Origin of the sequence: Streptomyces melanosporofaciens (assembly GCF_900105695.1) — a bacterium.
Lineage (GTDB): Bacteria > Actinomycetota > Actinomycetes > Streptomycetales > Streptomycetaceae > Streptomyces > Streptomyces antimycoticus.
The window spans coordinates 5,739,428-5,754,326 of sequence record NZ_FNST01000002.1; the positions used below are offsets into that span (position 1 = coordinate 5,739,428).

A 14,899-nucleotide genomic window follows, 5' to 3' on the forward strand; every position below is an offset into this window, starting at 1 on the left:
GAACGGCAGGCGCCCGGGGCCGGCGGGTCCGCGCCCGGTGTGGGGCCGGGGGCGGACCCGCGCCCGGTGTGCTGACCAGCGCGCGCTCGCGCCCGGTGTCCTTACGGTTCGCGGCCCCGCCGGGTCAGGCCCCCGGCGCCGGGGCGCGCGGCGCCGTGTGCGGCATGGCCAGGGCGACATGGCGGGAGATCCGGTCCGCCACGCCCGCCTCCGCCATCTCGAAGGCAGCGCGCCCGCCCGTACGGAAGAGCGTGAGCGCCCCGCGGACCGGCTCCGTGGCGGAGGCGCGCAGGGGTATGCACAGCAGCGAGGTGACCTCCTCCCGCACCAAGACGGGCGCACCCGTCGCGTCCCGGCCGAAGGCGTCGGCATCGGCCGGGCTCACCCGCAGCGCGGAGACCCCGTCCGACAGCGCGTCCACCACCAGGGGGCAGCCGGCCGGGTCCTGCTCGGCCAGGGAGGCCGTACGGTCGCCCACCGCGTCCCGCGGGCCGAGCGCCACCACCCGGCGCGGGGCGCCGGGACCGCTCTCCGGGGCCAGGTCGGCGATCACCCAGTCCGCGAACCGGCCGTGCAGCACCTCCGCGGCCCTGGCCAGCACGGCCTCCGGACCGCCCCCGGCCAGCGCCACCCTCAGCAGCGCCGCCGCCATGTCGTCGGCCAGGTCCAGCAGCTCGGCATGGCGGGTCACCTCCGCCAGGTCCGGCCGGAACTCCGGGCGCCGCGCCCCGGCCGTCTCCTCGCCCCCCGGGGCGCCGATCACCCCGGGCTGGAACGCCGCCAGCACCGCCGGATGGGGCTCGCCCGGCGGCCGCAGCGCGGCCAGGGTCACCCGCACCTCGCCGTCGGCCGACGGCTGCGACAGCCGCACCGTCAGACTGCGGTCGCCCTCGCCGCGCGCGACCGCGGCGACCTGCGAGCGCAGCGCCGCCTGCCCGTCCCGCCGCAGCGAGGCGGCGAGCGGGCGCCCGGTGGCGTACCCGGCGCGGGTGTGGAAGAGCTGGGTGGCGGCGAAGTTCATGCGCCGCACCACGGTGTCGCGGTCCAGCAGGACCGCGGGGACCGGCAGCCGCTGGAACAGCGCCCGCAGCAGCTGCTGCTCCTGCGGGCCGGCCCGGCCCCCGCCGGGGCTCCGGGAGGCCGCCGTCAGCTCCTCGTACCGCGGCCACAGCACGTCGACCACGTGCTGGAGCTCGAAAAGAGCGGCGTCCAGCAAGGACAGCCGCTCCTGCGAGGGCAGCGAGGCCCGCGCGGTCCGCAATTCGTCGACCCGTCTGCGGAAGTCTGTGAGCTCCGCACCAAACTCCTGAGCGCCTGGCATGGGCACACCGTAGCCTGACCGGACGCGGCGGGCGGCATGGGTGCCGTTTTCCGCTCAATGCCGTGGGAAGGCGAAGAAATCGGGGCCCCGAACGGGGACGGGGCCATAAAGCAGATCGCACCGGAGCGAGAGGAGCGGACCCGGCGATGCCCGACCGTACGCACATCCGCACGGCCTGCCAGACCGACGCGCCATCCCTCGGCCGCGGCCTGGCCGAACTGGCCGAGCAGGCCGCCGCGGGCACGCCCGACAGCTGCGGGGCCACCGCCACCGCCGTGCTCGCCGAGGAGTCCTCCGGCGCCGAGGCCGCGGACCGGACCACGGCGGCCACCCACCCCGATCTGTCCGCGCTGGTGTCGGTCCAGATGAGCGCCGGGGAGGGCCCGATCCTCGCGGCGCTCGACACCGGCCGCCCGGCGGGCGCCGACGATCTGCTCCACGACGACCGCTGGCCGAGCTACCGGGCCCGGGCGCTGGACGCGGGCGTCCGGTCCACCGCCACCCTGCCCTTCGCCTGCGACGGGCTCACCGTGACCGTCTCGGTCTACGGGCTGCGCCCCGGGCCCCTGAAGAAGGCCGCCCAGGGCGCCACCGAGCGGCTCGGCGATCTGGCCACCGAGAGCATGGCCCGGGACCGGCTCTACCGCGCCGCCCTCGTCCAGGTCGACCAGCTCGACACGGCGCTGCGCACCCGGCCGGTGGTCGACCAGGCGTGCGGCATCGTCATGTACGTCCTGGGGTGCGACGCGGACCAGGCGTTCGATCTGCTGCGCCGGCTCTCCCAGCGGACCAACAACAAGCTGGCGGAGCTCGCCGAGACCGTGGTGCGCACCCGCGGCCGTGGTCTGGAGAAGGAGCTCATCGCGTTCGACCGGTCAGCCGCTCCCGGACCCGGTCGGCCAGCGTCCGGCCCGGACCGGGACCTTCCGGGCTGACCGGGGGCACGCCCTGCGCGGCGGCCGTCGCCTCGCCGACGCGCAGGCCCAGCATCATCCGTTCCTCGGGGTGAGCCGCTCCCGCAGTTCGGGGAAGACGAGGTCCTCCTCGCCGCGGATATGCATGGCCACCACGTCCATCAGATCGCGTACCAGCGGGTCGAACCGCCGGTCCCGGGGGTCCACGGCGTCCAGATCGGACAGGATCCGCTCGGCCTCGGTCAGCTCCTCGATCTCCTCGTCGGCGATCCGGTCGCCGTTCGGCAGCGCCTTGCGGACCGTGGGGTACAGATAGGTCTCCTCGGCCACCGAGTGCCGCACCACCTCCACCGTCATCCGGTCGACGAGCTGCCGCCCCTGGTCGGGGTCGGTGGTGGCGCGGTACCCCTCGAAGAGGTTGCGCACCACGTGGTGGTCCGCGGTGAGGACGTCCACCACATCGTGCTGTTCCGGCATGGCTGTCATGGCGCCCGGGTCCCCCGGCCGCCTTCCGCGAAACGGCGCCGGAGATCTGCGAAGGTGGACATACGCAGGCGGCGACGCGTCCGGCACGGGCGGAGGTGGACGAATGCAGCGGCAGTGGACCGCCCCGGCTCCGGCGGACCGGGACGACGGCGGGCTGCCGGTCCTCCCGGAGCTGCTCGACAGCTTCGTCGCGACGGCCGGCCACACCGCGCCGGAGCCGGTCGGCGGCTCGGCCGGGCTGTGCTCGGCCGCCTGTGGCTACTGGTCGCGGCGCGGGCTGTGGACCGATCCGGAGCATGTCGTGGTCGCTCCCGGCGCCGAGCCGCTTCTGCTGGCGCTGCTCGCCTCGGGCCCCGGCGGCGATGTGCTGCTGCCCCGCCCCTGCGCCGCCTGGTACGCACCGCTGGTGCGGCTGGTGAACCGGCGCGCCCACCACGCGCCCGTCCCGGCCGAATGCGGTGGGCTGCCCGATCCGTTCGCGCTGCTGGAGATCGTCCGCAGGATCCGCGCCGAGGGCGGGGTGCCCCGGGTCCTGCTGCTGTCGGTGGCCGACGACCCGACCGGCACCGTGGCCCCGCCCGAGATGCTGCACGAGGTGTGCGAGGCGGCCGTGGCCGAGGGGCTGCTGATCGTCAGCGATGAGACCTGGCGGGACACCGTCCACCATCCGCATGGGACGGTGCTGCTCAGCCCCGCCGAGATGAGCCCGGAGAACGTGATCGTGCTCTCCGACCTGGTGGGCGCCTTCACCCCGGCGGGCTGGCCCGCCGCGATGGCCCGGTTCCCGGCCACCGAGCGCGGGGTGGAGCTGCGCGGCCGGGTGCTGTCCCTGCTCACCGCCGTACGCTCGGGGCTGCCCGCGTCCATCACCGCGGCCGCCGAGTACGCACTCGGCGAGCCCGAGCCGGTCCGGGGCCGGATGGCCGCCGCGGCCCGGGCGCACGGGGCCGTGGCCGCGGCCGCCTACCGCGCGCTGACCGCCGTCGGGGCGCTGGCCCGCCCGCCGCAGGCCGGCCGCCATCTCTACGCCGACCTCGACGAGCTGCGCGGGGTGCTCGCCGCCCGTGGCATCACCGACTCGGTGGAGCTGGAGCGCGAGCTGGTGCGGCGGATCGGCCGGAGCGTGGCCGGCGGCCATCGCTTCGGCGACCCCCCGCACACCCTGCGGCTCCGGCTGGCGACCCTGCCGCTGCTGGGGGCGGCGGAGGAGTCGCGGCTACGGGCGCTCCAGGCGCCCGATCCGCTGGAACTGCCCCATGTGGCCGCGGCGTTGGCCGCCTTCGAGACGGCCTTCCGGGACCTGATCGAGGACGGTCCGGTGGCCTGAGCCGCCCGGGACCGCCGCCATATGACGCGCCGGCACGGAAGGGCCGGACCAGAGAGGGAAGGGAGCCAGGCCATGACCGACCACGCCGAGCAGGCCGACCCGGCGGAACCGGCCGACCGGCCCCGGCCGGTCCCGACCACGACCGAGTCGGCCGGCCCAGATCCGGCTGCCCCCGATCCGGCCGTTCCCGGGTCGGCCACCTCCGAGCCTGCCGCCCCAGAGTCGGCCACGACCGAGTCGGCCGGCCCCGATCCGGCCGGCCTCGATCCGGCCACAACCTCCGATCCGGCGGCCCCCGAGTCGGCCATCTCCGATCCGGTCGCCTCCGAGTCGGTCATCTTCGAGCCGGCCGGCCCCGATCCGGCCACCGCCGATCCGGCCGCCCCCGGGTCGGCCGCCCCAGGGTCGGCCGCCCCCGGGTCGGCCACCTCCGACCTGGCCGCCCCCCAGCCCGCCGCCCCCCGCCCTCTGTATGAGGTCCGCCGCTGGCCGCGGTCGTTCGCCGATCGGCTCACCTCGCCGCTGCCCGGGGTGCGGGCGGTGGCCCGGCTGGCGCGGGAGGGGCAGCTCAGGCCGCCCGTGAAGACGCTCCGCCAGATCCCCGAGCTGCCCTTCGAGCCGGGGCCGCTGCCGCTCCCCGTCCCCGGCCGGACCGCGGTCACCTGGGCGGGGCACGCCAGTTGGGTGGTGCGGATCGGTGGGCTCACCGTGCTCACCGACCCGGTCTGGGCCCGCAGGATCCTCGGCACCCCGGCCCGGGTCACCCCGGTGGGGGTCCGCTGGGAGGATCTGCCGCCGGTCGACGCGGTCGTCATCAGCCACAACCACTACGACCATCTGGACGCACCCACGGTCAAACGGCTGCCGAGGACGACGCCGGTCTTCGTCCCGGCCGGGCTCGCCGGCTGGTTCCGGACCCGCGGGTTCACCCGGGTGACCGAGCTCGACTGGTGGGAGGCGGCCGAACTGCCCGGCGAGGACGGCCCGGTCCGCTTCGACTTCGTCCCGGCCCACCACTGGAGCAAGCGCACCCTCACCGACACCTGCCGCTCGCTGTGGGGCGGATGGGTCATCACCGCGCCCGGCGGCCGCCGGGTGTACTTCGCCGGGGACACCGGCTACGGCCACTGGTTCCGGCAGATCGGCCGCCGCTACCCGGGCATCGACCTGGCACTTCTGCCCATCGGCGCCTATGAGCCGCGCTGGATGCTGGGCGGGGTGCACACCGATCCGGAGGACGCCGTACGGGCGCATCAGGATTTGGGGGCGCGGGTGCTGGCGCCCATGCACTGGTCGACCTTCCTGCTCTCGGCCGAGCCGCCCCTGGAGCCGCTGCACCGGATCCGCGCCGCCTGGGAGGCCACCGGCCGCCCGCGCGAGGAGCTGTGGGATCTGCCGGTCGGGGCCTCGCGCGTGCTCGAATAGAGGGCCAAGTGGGGGAATACGGTGCATAGGTGACAGGCAGATCATAAGTGGCGAGTGGGGCGGAGCGCACCTAGCTTCCTGTTCATGCGCACTCCGAAACTTCGTCACCTCGCAGGCCTCACGGCCGTCCTCGTCATCGAACTCGCCCAGGTCCCCGGAGCCCACGCCGCCCCCGTCGACCAGGCCGGGACCCGCCATGTGGTGCAGCCGGGCCAGTCCGTCCAGGCCGCCGTGGACGCCGCCGAGCCCGGCGACACCATCGAGCTCCGGCCCGGCACCTACCGGGAGAACATCCAGATCACCACCGACCGGCTGACCCTGCTCGGCGCGGGCGAGAGCACCGTGCTCTCCCCGGCCGCGAAGCCGTCGGACAACGCCTGTGGCGCGGCCGGCCACGGCATCTGCGTCACCGGGACGGCCCAAGACCCCGTCTCGGATGTACGGATCGGCTCACTGAAGGTCACCGGCTTCGCCAAGAACGGCATCTGGGGCTCCGGCACCGACCGGATGACCGTGCGGGACACCGTCGCCGAGGACAACGGCCAGCAGGGCATGGGCCAGGAGATGTCCACCCGCGGCACCTTCGCCGACAACGTCTCGCGGAGCAACAAGCAGTCCGGCATCTTCCTGGCCAACACCATCGACGCCGAGGGCGGCGCCACCGACGCCCTGGGCACCCTGGTCACCGGCAACCAGCTCAGCGGCAACCGGACCGGTGTCGTGGTCCGCCGGCTGCGCGACATGACCGTCGAGCGGAACACCATCACGGCCAATTGCGCCGGGGTGTTCGTCGTCGGCGACGAATCGACCCCGCGCGCCGGGGACCTGAACGTCCGCCACAACTCCGTGTACGCGAACAACGCCTACTGCGCGGCCACCGACCGGCTCCCCTTCATCCAGGGCGCCGGTATCGTGCTCACCGGCACCGAGGGCACCCGGGTGACGGGCAACCAGGTGACCGACAACGTGGGCACCTCGCCCATGTCCGGCGGGATCGTGCTGTTCACCAGCGTCGTGGGCGCCCCCAACGCCAAGAACGCCGTCAGCCGCAATGTGATGAGCGGCAACAAGCCCGCCGACCTGGCCGACCGGGACAAGGGCCCCGACAACACCTTCACCGACAACGTGTGCGAGCTGTCCGTGCCCACGGGCCGGTGCTGAGAGGCGACGTCATGACCACTGTGGACACCACCACCCCCGCGGCCGCGGCACAGCCCCCACCGGCCGCCCTCCCGCCGCCCATGCAGCTACGGGAGATCGTCTTCGGCGCCGCACGGGCGGCCTCCGTGCGCGCCGCGGTCCGGCTGCGGATCGCCGACGCGCTGGGGGAGCAGCCCGCCTCCATCGGCGAACTGGCCTCCGCCGTGGACGTCGAGCCCGATCCGCTGCGCCGGCTGCTGCGCTCCCTGGCCTGCTGTCAGGTCTTCGCCGAGACCGAGGACGGCCACTTCCGGCACACCGAGATGTCCCGGCTGCTGCGCGAGGACACCCCGGGCAGTCTGCGGAACATCGCCCTGTGGTGCACCGAGCCGTGGACCTGGGAGGCGTGGCCGCTGCTGGACCGTGCGGTGCGCGGCGGCGGCTGTGTCGTCAACGAGATCTACGGCAAGGACTTCTTCGCCTATCTCCATGAGGACGCCCCCGAGTCGGCCCGGGTGTTCGACGCCGCGATGACCACCTCCAGCCGGCAGTCCGCCGCCGATGTCGCCGCCTTCCTCGACCTCGACGGGGTCAAGGACGTGGTGGACATCGGCGGCGGCCAGGGTCATGTGCTGGCCAGTCTGCTGGAGCGGCACCCGGCGCTGCAGGGCGCGCTGCTGGACCTGCCGCAGGTGGTGGCGAACGCCGATCCGCGGCTGCGGGACGGCGGGCCACTGGCCTCGCGGGCCACGCTGGTGCCCGGCGACTGCCGTCGTGAGGTCCCCGTCGAGGCCGACCTCTACATCATCAAGAACATCCTCGAATGGAACGACGAGAGCACCCGCCGGACGCTCGCGAACGTGGTCGCGGCGGCGCGGCCCGGCGCCAGGGTGGTCGTCATCGAGAACCTCGTCGACAACAGCCCCTCCTCCTTCACCACGGCGATGGACCTGTTCCTGCTGCTCAATGTGGGCGGCCGGAAGCACACCGAGGACAGCATGGTGACGCGGATGACCGAGGCCGGTCTGAACGTGACCGACATCCGGCCGGTCAACGGCGCGCTGCACGCCTTCGACTCCACGGTGCCCGCCACGGGCCGCCGCTAGGGGGTTTCCCGGGGAAAGCACACCACGGTGCCCGCGTCGTCCGTCCTCGACGACGCGGGCACCGTGGCGTGTGCTCGGCTTGTTGGCTGTGCCGTCAGCTGTAGCGGTACGAGCTGAGGTGCGCGAACACCACCACATTGGCCGTGTAGTCCTTGGCCGTGTGGTCATAGGCCCCGCCGCAGGTGATCAGCCGCAGCTGGGCGTTGGGGGTGTCCCCGTACACCTTCTGGTCCGGGAAGGCGTTCTTCTTGAAGGTCTTGATCTTGTCGACGACGAAGGTCGCGACGATCCCGTCCTCGCGGGTGATGGCCACCTTGCCCTGCGGCTTGAGCTGGCTGAGGGTGGCGAACACCGCCGGGCCGATCTTGGTGTCCACGTGCCCGGCCACGATGGCGTTGCCGCGTTCACCGGGGGAGGGGCCGCCCTCGTACCAGCCCACCAGGTTCTGCTCGGTGTCCGGAGGCGGCACCAGCACACCCGCCGCGTCCAGCGCGAGGGGGGTGAAGGGCGCGCTCACGCCGATCGAGGGGATGTCCAGATGGGACGCGGGGGAGCGCGGCAGCGCGGGTCCCGGACGGGACTCGGGGGCGGCCGTCGACTCCGAGGAGTCCGCGTAGTCGTCCTCGGCCGAAGTGTCGCTCTCCGGTTCGGAGATGGACGCCGGGGCACTGGCCGTGGGCCGGGCCGACGCCGGGGTGTTCTGGGAGGCGGCGTCGACGGAATTGTAGATGAGGAATACGCCGATGAGGGCCGACGCGGCGGCCCAGCGGAGGATGCGGGTGTTGCTGTCGGCAGCGCCCTGCTTGGCCGGCTTTCCCATAGGGGTGTTCGCCTTTCTCACAGCGCCTTTCTTACAGTGCTTTTCTCACAGCCGCTTTTTCACAGCGCTCGTGGCGCTGCCGTGGCACCACCGCTCGGCGGAGGTGCCACGGCAGCACGAAATTACGAAAGCGTCAGGCTCAGATCGCGGTGCCGGTCGGCTTGCGACGACGCAGGGCGTAGGCGCCGGCGCCCAGACCACCGAGGAGCAGGACGGAGCCGGCGGCCATGCCGCTGCCCGTGGTGGCCATGCCGCCACCACCGGTGTGGACGCCACCGCGCGGCTTGTCGCCCTTCTCGTGGTCCTTCCAGGAACCGCCGTTCCACTCGTGGTCGTCCTTCTTGCCGTTCCACTCGTGGTTGTCGTGCTCCCGGCCCTCGTCCTTGCCGTGGTCGAAGTCGCGGTCCTCGTCCTTGCCCTGGGAGGAGGACCAGTCGCGCTCGCCGCCCTCGTCCTTGCCCTTCATCTCTTCCTTGCCCTGCTCTTCTTCCTTGCCGTGGTCTTCCCGGCCGTCCTCGCGGCCATGGTCGTCCTTGTCCTTCCAGGAGCTGCCGCCCTGGCCGTAGCCGTCCTCGGAGGACTCCTGGCTGCTCGAGTACCCACCGTGACCGCCCGGGTCCGAGACGTCGGCGGCGAACGCGGCGGCGGGGGCGCCCAGGGTCAGGGTGGCGGCAATCGCCGCCCCGGTGAAGAGTGCGCGAGTAGATCGCATGAGTCATTCCTTCCGGCGCCGTCACGATACTGACTATTTGCCAGATAAAGGGATCGCATCGGCGTCTTGTCCACCGTCAGCGAAGAGGGCTCCCCCTGCCACTCGGCGCGGCCTGTGATCTGCCCTGTTGTAAGCCCTCTGGGTGTAGATAAGCGCAATGATCACTCATTTGCCGCGCGAATGGACTGATGCCCTTTCACCTTTTCGGCAGACAACATTCCGATGAGCCCAGTAGTGTGAGATTTTCGCTGACGGGGCATAAGGAAAGGGCCGCCGGGAGGTGAACTCCGTCGGCGGCCCCGTGCGGCGGGACGCGTCCGCTAGCCCGCGTCGCGCTCCCAGCGGTAGAACTCATGCGCCATGGCGTCCTTGGGCTCACGCCAGGTCGCCGGGTCGTACGCCTGCATATACGGCTGGAGGCGGGCGCTGACGTCACGGAACTCCGGGTGCTTGGCGTACTTGGTGACCTCGGTGGCCGGCGGCCGGTCGGCCTCGATCAGATGCAGATACACATCGCCGAACTGGAAGAGGCTGCGGCCGGTGACGCCGATCAGCTTGGGCAGTTCGCCGCGGTCGGACTCCGCGAAGATCTTGGCCACCTGGGGGGCCGCGTCCCGCTGCATCTTGGCGACGATCATGGTGCGGTACACGCTCATGCCCTCACCGTCTCCCGGGCCCGCTGCTCGATCTTGTCCCGGATCAGATCCATCTGGATACGGGAGTTGCGGTTGATGTGGTCGGTCATCGTGGGGTCGTCGACCGGCGCGTCGGGCCGCATCTCGAAGTCCTGGGTCCAGCGCATGCGGGTGCCCTCGGACTCCTCCTCGTACTCCCAGCGGATGTTCATGTACGCGAAGGGGCCGGGCTCGACGCGGCGGGCCCATACCGTGCGCACATCGCGGGCCGTCTCCCGCTCCGAGACCCAGCTCCAGACCTTGCCGTCCTCGTCGGGGTGCATGGTGAGGCGGAAGGTGGTGGTGTCCCCGGTCCGCTGGAGCACCTCGACCGAGGCGTACTCGCTGAAGAGCTGCGGCCAGTTCTCCAGGTCGTTGGTCATGTTCCAGACGAGGTCGAACGGCGCCTTGATCATGACCTCGTTGTCGGTGTGGCCTGCCATCTTCATGCTCCTGAGGTAAGTGAGGTGTTGATGACGTCGAGGAAGTCCCCGGGGGTCTTGCAGCTTTCGGCACCCGGCTCGATCGGGGTGCCGTACCGGTTCTCCAGCTCACCGACGATGGCGAGCAGGCCAAGCGAGTCCAGGCCGTACTCCTCGAAGGTGGAGTCCGGCCGGGTCTGCATCGTGTCCGGATCGACGGTGAGCCCGGCGCAGCGCTTCATGAGCGTGGCCAGTTCCCCATAGGACAGTTGACTGGACATCAGTAATCTCCTTCCGGTCCGCGGAGCACGAGCGCCGCGTTGCAACCCATGAGCCCTCGGCTGAGCACCAGCGCCGTCCGCGGCTCGGCGGGGCGGGAGCTGCGGGTGACCAGGTCGAGCTCATGGCAGACGTCGGTGACGTACGGGGTCGGGGGCACGACGCGGTGCTCCATGGAGAGCACCGCGGCCACCACGTCGAGCGTGGGGGCCGCGCAGTGCGCCCGGCCGAAGCCGGTCTTCGGCGCGGTCACCGGGACCCGGGTGCCGTGCGGCCCGAGGGCGTCGGCGATGGCCAGCGCCTCGGCGCGGTCGGCCTCGGGCACGCCGAGCGCGTCGGCGAAGACCATGTCGATCTCCTCCGGCGCGCACTGGGCGTCCTCCAGGGCGACGCGGATGGCCTGGGCGAGCCCCTCCCGGGACCGCTCCCAGCGGGAGGCCCCGGTGAAGGTCGAGCCGTACCCGGCGATAAAGCCCCGGATCCGCACCCCGCGGCGCCGGGCGGCCCCCTCTTCCTCCACGACCAGCATCGCCCCGCCCTCGCCGGGCGCGAATCCGCAGGCGTCCTCGGTGAACGGCAGATAGGCCCGGCCCGCGTCGCGGGCCCGGCTCAGCTCGTCCCAGCCGAGCATGCAGACGATGGAGTACGGCGCCAGCGATGCCTCGGAGGCGCCGGCCACCATCGCGTCCGCCCCCCGCCGGATGGACCGGCGGGCGTGCGCGAGCGCGTCCAGACCGCCGGCCTCGTCGTTGGCCACCACTCCGCAGGGGCCCTTGAACCCGCCCCGGATGGAGACCTGGCCGGTGCTGGCCGCGTAGAACCACGCGATGGACTGGTACGGGCCCACATAGCGCGGCCCCTTGCCGTAGAGCTGCTGCAGCTCGCGCTGGCCGAACTCGCCGCCCCCGGAACCGGAGGCGGTCACCACGCCGATCGCGAACGGCGACATGTCGTCCACCGGCAGCCGGGCGTCGTCCAGCGCGAGATCCGCCGAGGCCATCGCGAAGTGGGTGAAGCGGTCGGTCTGGACGAGGAAGCGCTCCTCGATCATCGACCCCGGATCGAAGCCGCGGACCTGGCCGCCGATCCGGACCGGGAAGTGCTCGCTGCCCTCGCGGGAGATCCGGTCGAGGCAGGGGATCCCCTCCCGGGTCGCCTTCCAGAAGGCGTCGGTGCCCACCCCATTGGGGGCGATCACCCCGATGCCCGTGATGGCCGCGCCCCGGTTCCGGGTGTTCATCGCCGCGTTCATACCGCCCTCCCGTCCGTCCGGCCCAGCACCACCGCGGACTGGAAGCCGCCGAACCCGCTGCCGACCGAGAGCACATTGCGCAGCGGGAGGGCGCGGGCGGTGCGCGGGACATAGTCGAGGTCGCATTCGGGGTCGGGGGTCTCGTAGTTGGCCGTCGGCGGCACCACGCCATGGGCGAGCGCCATGGCGCAGGCGACCACCTCGATGGCGCCGATCGCCCCCAGCGAATGGCCCACCATGGACTTGATCGAGCTCATCGGGGTCTTGTACGCGTGCTCGCCCAGGGACCGCTTCACGGCCGCGGTCTCATGCCGGTCGTTCTGCTTGGTGCCCGAGCCGTGCGCGTTGACGTAGTCGATCTCGTCGCTGTTGACGCGGGCGTGGCCGAGCGCGTGGTCGATCGCCTCGGACATCTCCAGCCCCTCCCGCGTCAGACCGGTCATGTGGTACGCGTTGCCGTAGGTGGCGAAGCCCCGGAACTCGCAGTAGGTCCGCGCCCCTCGGGCCCGGGCGTGCTCCAGCTCCTCCAGGACCAGCACGGCGGCGCCCTCGCCGAGCACGAAGCCGTCCCGGTGGGCGTCGAACGGCCTCGAGGCGGTGGCCGCGTTGTCGTTGTTCGCCGAGGTGGCCTTGATCGAGTCGAAGCAGGCCACGGTCAGCGGGGTGATCGGCGAGTCCGCGGCCCCGGCGATGCACACATCGGCCCGCCGCTCCTCGATCGCCTGGAAGGCGTACCCGATCGCGTCGAGACCGGAGGTGCAGCCGGTGGAGACGGACTGCACGGGGCCCTGCGCACCGGTCAGCTCCGCCACCCCGGACGACAGCGCGCTCGGTGAGAACGCGTGCTGCAGATGCGGACCCGCCTTGCGGTGGTCCACATCCCAGTGCTCCCCGGCGTCGCTGACCTTGACGTAGTCCTGCTCCAGCCGGGTGGAGGCGGCGACCGCGCTGCCCAGGGAGACCCCTATCCGCCAGGGGTTGAGCGCCTGGAGGTCCAGCCCGGAGTCCCGGACCGCTTCCTTCGCCGCCACCAGTGCGAACTGCACATAGCGGTCCGAGCGCTCGATCTGCTCGAAGGTCAGACCACCGGCCAGCGGATCGAAGTCGCATTCGGCGGCGATCCGGGAGCGGAACCGCTCCGCGTCGAAGAGCGTGATGTTGCGGGTGGCCGTACGGCCTGCGGTGAGCATGTCCCAGAACGCCGGAACGCCCACACCCCCGGGGGCGACGACACCGAGCCCGGTGACCACCACCCGTCGGGTCACGACGTCGCCTCGGCGGGTTCGGCGGACTCCGTGTCCACATGGCCGAGCTCGGGCCGCGGCGCCAGGGGGCCGAGGTGGAAGACCATCCGGGCCTCGGTGCTGCCCACATTGCGGAACCGGTGCCGCACATTGATGGGGATCAGGATCGCCTGGTCGGGGCGGAGCGGATGCGCCTCGCCGTCCAGGTCCACCTCCATGTCGCCGCTGACGACGTACACGAACTCCTCGGAGTACGGGTGGTAGTGCTCGGTGACGCGTTCACCGGGCCCCACGATGGCCATCCCCATGAAGCCGCTCGTGGCGCCCACCAGCGGCGGTGTGAGCATGGCGCGCACATCGCCACCGCGCCGGCGGTTGGGGGCGACCGCGGCGAGGTCGACGACGAGAGGGGACTGCGTGGTCATGATGAGTTCCTCCAGGTAGCGTTGCGCGGTCCGCGCCACAGGGGGTGGGAAGGGGGGAAGGGGAAGAGGGGACGTCAGTGGTCGGCCGCTTGGCGGTCGGTGATCGGGGTCATGTCGCAGTCGGCGAGGAAGCGGCGCAGCCCGTCGTCCACGGACAGGTCGATCACCGCCCCGTCCGCCCCGAGGTCCAGGAGGCGGCCCAGCACCGCGGCCGCCCGGCGTCCGCTCACACCGGCCGCCATGGCGGGGTGCCGGTCCAGCGGCACGCTCAGGTCCACCAGCCGGACCACGATGTCGTCACGCTGGAAGATGGTGCTGCTCAGCAGGGTCTTGGCGGACTGCTCGGCGGTCATCTCCTTGTTCACCGCGAGCTCGTCCTGCCGGGCCAGCAGACTGGCCACCGCCGGTCCGCAGCCGGCCTTGACCGGGTAGAGCAGCGCGTGCCGGTGGACGCCCTGGGCGGGGCGCGGGCCGCCGGCCGTCATGTGGTGGACCACCGGAAGCGAGGCCCGGGCGAAGAACTCCCGTGCCGAGCTGGGGTCGTCGAGGTTGCGGTCCTCCTCCAGATACGGATTGATGGCCCTCTCGACGGCCTTGATCTCCGGCTGCCGGGCCACGAAGCGCAGCGCCGCGGTCAGATCGCCCTTGACCTCCACGGCCCGTACGACCCGGTTGCCGCTCATGAAGACGGAGGTGCGGGAGAGCCGGGTGGTCTCATCGACGCGTGCATCCGGTGAGGCGTAGTCGGCGAGGATCTTGGCGACGGTGTCCTCGCTGCCGGGGTTCACCGTGAAGGTCAGCGCCTGCCGGACCAGCCCGTCGCCGACCCGCAGCGCGGCGTCGACACCCCGGGTGGTGACATCGACCGGCGGGGATCCGGCGGTCAGGGTCTCCCGCAGAATGCTGAACCGCAGCGAGCGGGTGTCCTCGACACAGCCGTGGAAGGGCTTGACCATCTCCCGGTGCGCGGGAGAGTCCACCCAGGCAAGGAACGGAGGGGCGCTTTCCCATTCGCTGGTGATCAGCCACTGGGAGGGGTTTTCGATCGACTGGCAGAGCTGGTCGCTGATGTGCCCGGGCACCGCGGCCACCTGCTGGGACAACTGGTCATAGGCACGCAGAAAGCGCTGCTCGGCACCGCTGTTGACCTGCACCAGCAAGACGACGCGCAATCTGGTGTCGGTGAGAGCGGATTCCACGGTGGTCGGTGATGGGTTCACCGTGGACTCCGGAATGTCGGACAGGGTGCTCATATTCCACTCCTTATTTCGCGGACGCGTCCTTCCGGGCATCGAGGACACCCGCCCGTTAGACGATCGTGGGGTGCTCCCACCAATGGCGCGAGATATGTG

16 protein-coding genes are annotated in these 14,899 nt (G+C 72.1%); 5 read left to right on the forward strand and 11 right to left on the reverse strand.

What is annotated here, in order from left to right; translation table 11 throughout:
• Positions 1-124: 124 nt before the first annotated feature.
• Positions 125-1,321 carry a PAS domain-containing protein gene (locus BLV72_RS27635; protein WP_093465599.1) on the reverse strand — a complete coding sequence of 399 codons (1,197 nt, stop codon included), beginning with the start codon at positions 1,319-1,321 and terminating at the stop codon, positions 125-127.
• Between the two features lie 146 nt (positions 1,322-1,467).
• Here BLV72_RS27635 and BLV72_RS27640 point away from each other — a divergent pair, with 146 nt between their 5' ends.
• Positions 1,468-2,256 carry an ANTAR domain-containing response regulator gene (locus BLV72_RS27640; RefSeq protein WP_093465601.1) on the forward strand — a complete coding sequence of 263 codons (789 nt, stop codon included), beginning with the start codon at positions 1,468-1,470 and terminating at the stop codon, positions 2,254-2,256.
• Positions 2,257-2,310: 54 nt separating this feature from the next.
• Here BLV72_RS27640 and BLV72_RS27645 read toward each other — a convergent pair whose 3' ends face one another.
• Positions 2,311-2,721 carry a hemerythrin domain-containing protein gene (locus BLV72_RS27645; RefSeq protein WP_244320996.1) on the reverse strand — a complete coding sequence of 137 codons (411 nt, stop codon included), beginning with the start codon at positions 2,719-2,721 and terminating at the stop codon, positions 2,311-2,313.
• 103 nt (positions 2,722-2,824) lie between these two features.
• Between BLV72_RS27645 and BLV72_RS27650 the strand changes: the two genes are divergently transcribed.
• From BLV72_RS27650 to BLV72_RS27665, 4 genes are all read left to right on the forward strand, one after another.
• Complete coding sequence (locus BLV72_RS27650; RefSeq protein ID WP_093465602.1) at positions 2,825-4,048, forward strand: aminotransferase class I/II-fold pyridoxal phosphate-dependent enzyme; 1,224 nt, start codon at positions 2,825-2,827, stop codon at positions 4,046-4,048.
• Between the two features lie 336 nt (positions 4,049-4,384).
• Positions 4,385-5,473, forward strand: coding sequence for an MBL fold metallo-hydrolase (locus BLV72_RS27655; protein ID WP_425288535.1), 1,089 nt, complete (start codon positions 4,385-4,387; stop codon positions 5,471-5,473).
• A gap of 84 nt (positions 5,474-5,557) precedes the next feature.
• Positions 5,558-6,634 carry a right-handed parallel beta-helix repeat-containing protein gene (locus BLV72_RS27660; protein WP_093465604.1) on the forward strand — a complete coding sequence of 359 codons (1,077 nt, stop codon included), beginning with the start codon at positions 5,558-5,560 and terminating at the stop codon, positions 6,632-6,634.
• 11 nt (positions 6,635-6,645) lie between these two features.
• Positions 6,646-7,719 (forward strand): methyltransferase, encoded by a 1,074-nt coding sequence (locus tag BLV72_RS27665; RefSeq protein WP_093465606.1) that lies wholly within the window; start codon positions 6,646-6,648, stop codon positions 7,717-7,719.
• Between the two features lie 94 nt (positions 7,720-7,813).
• Here the strand turns inward: BLV72_RS27665 and BLV72_RS27670 are convergent, their stop codons facing one another.
• The 9 genes from BLV72_RS27670 to BLV72_RS27710 form a co-directional block, all read right to left on the reverse strand.
• Positions 7,814-8,539 (reverse strand): class F sortase, encoded by a 726-nt coding sequence (locus tag BLV72_RS27670; protein ID WP_093465607.1) that lies wholly within the window; start codon positions 8,537-8,539, stop codon positions 7,814-7,816.
• A gap of 139 nt (positions 8,540-8,678) precedes the next feature.
• The gene (locus BLV72_RS27675) at positions 8,679-9,251 is read right to left on the reverse strand and encodes a hypothetical protein (RefSeq protein WP_093465609.1); all 573 of its coding nucleotides are present in this window, start codon (positions 9,249-9,251) and stop codon (positions 8,679-8,681) included.
• 320 nt (positions 9,252-9,571) lie between these two features.
• Positions 9,572-9,907, reverse strand: a complete 336-nt coding sequence (locus BLV72_RS27680) for a TcmI family type II polyketide cyclase (protein WP_014055764.1) — start codon at positions 9,905-9,907, stop codon at positions 9,572-9,574.
• Positions 9,904-10,368, reverse strand: coding sequence for an SRPBCC family protein (locus BLV72_RS27685; RefSeq protein ID WP_014055765.1), 465 nt, complete (start codon positions 10,366-10,368; stop codon positions 9,904-9,906). The genes BLV72_RS27680 and BLV72_RS27685 overlap by 4 nt, the downstream gene beginning before the upstream one ends.
• A gap of 2 nt (positions 10,369-10,370) precedes the next feature.
• Positions 10,371-10,628 carry an acyl carrier protein gene (locus tag BLV72_RS27690; protein WP_014055766.1) on the reverse strand — a complete coding sequence of 86 codons (258 nt, stop codon included), beginning with the start codon at positions 10,626-10,628 and terminating at the stop codon, positions 10,371-10,373.
• Positions 10,628-11,878 carry a ketosynthase chain-length factor gene (locus tag BLV72_RS27695; protein WP_425288402.1) on the reverse strand — a complete coding sequence of 417 codons (1,251 nt, stop codon included), beginning with the start codon at positions 11,876-11,878 and terminating at the stop codon, positions 10,628-10,630. The genes BLV72_RS27690 and BLV72_RS27695 overlap by 1 nt, the downstream gene beginning before the upstream one ends.
• The gene (locus BLV72_RS27700; RefSeq protein ID WP_093465610.1) at positions 11,875-13,143 is read right to left on the reverse strand and encodes a beta-ketoacyl-[acyl-carrier-protein] synthase family protein; all 1,269 of its coding nucleotides are present in this window, start codon (positions 13,141-13,143) and stop codon (positions 11,875-11,877) included. The genes BLV72_RS27695 and BLV72_RS27700 overlap by 4 nt, the downstream gene beginning before the upstream one ends.
• The gene (locus BLV72_RS27705) at positions 13,140-13,547 is read right to left on the reverse strand and encodes a cupin domain-containing protein (RefSeq protein ID WP_093470580.1); all 408 of its coding nucleotides are present in this window, start codon (positions 13,545-13,547) and stop codon (positions 13,140-13,142) included. The genes BLV72_RS27700 and BLV72_RS27705 overlap by 4 nt, the downstream gene beginning before the upstream one ends.
• A 74-nt stretch (positions 13,548-13,621) precedes the next feature.
• On the reverse strand, positions 13,622-14,800 hold the full coding sequence (locus tag BLV72_RS27710) for a SchA/CurD-like domain-containing protein (RefSeq protein ID WP_093465612.1): 1,179 nt from the start codon (positions 14,798-14,800) through the stop codon (positions 13,622-13,624).
• Positions 14,801-14,899: the final 99 nt, after the last annotated feature.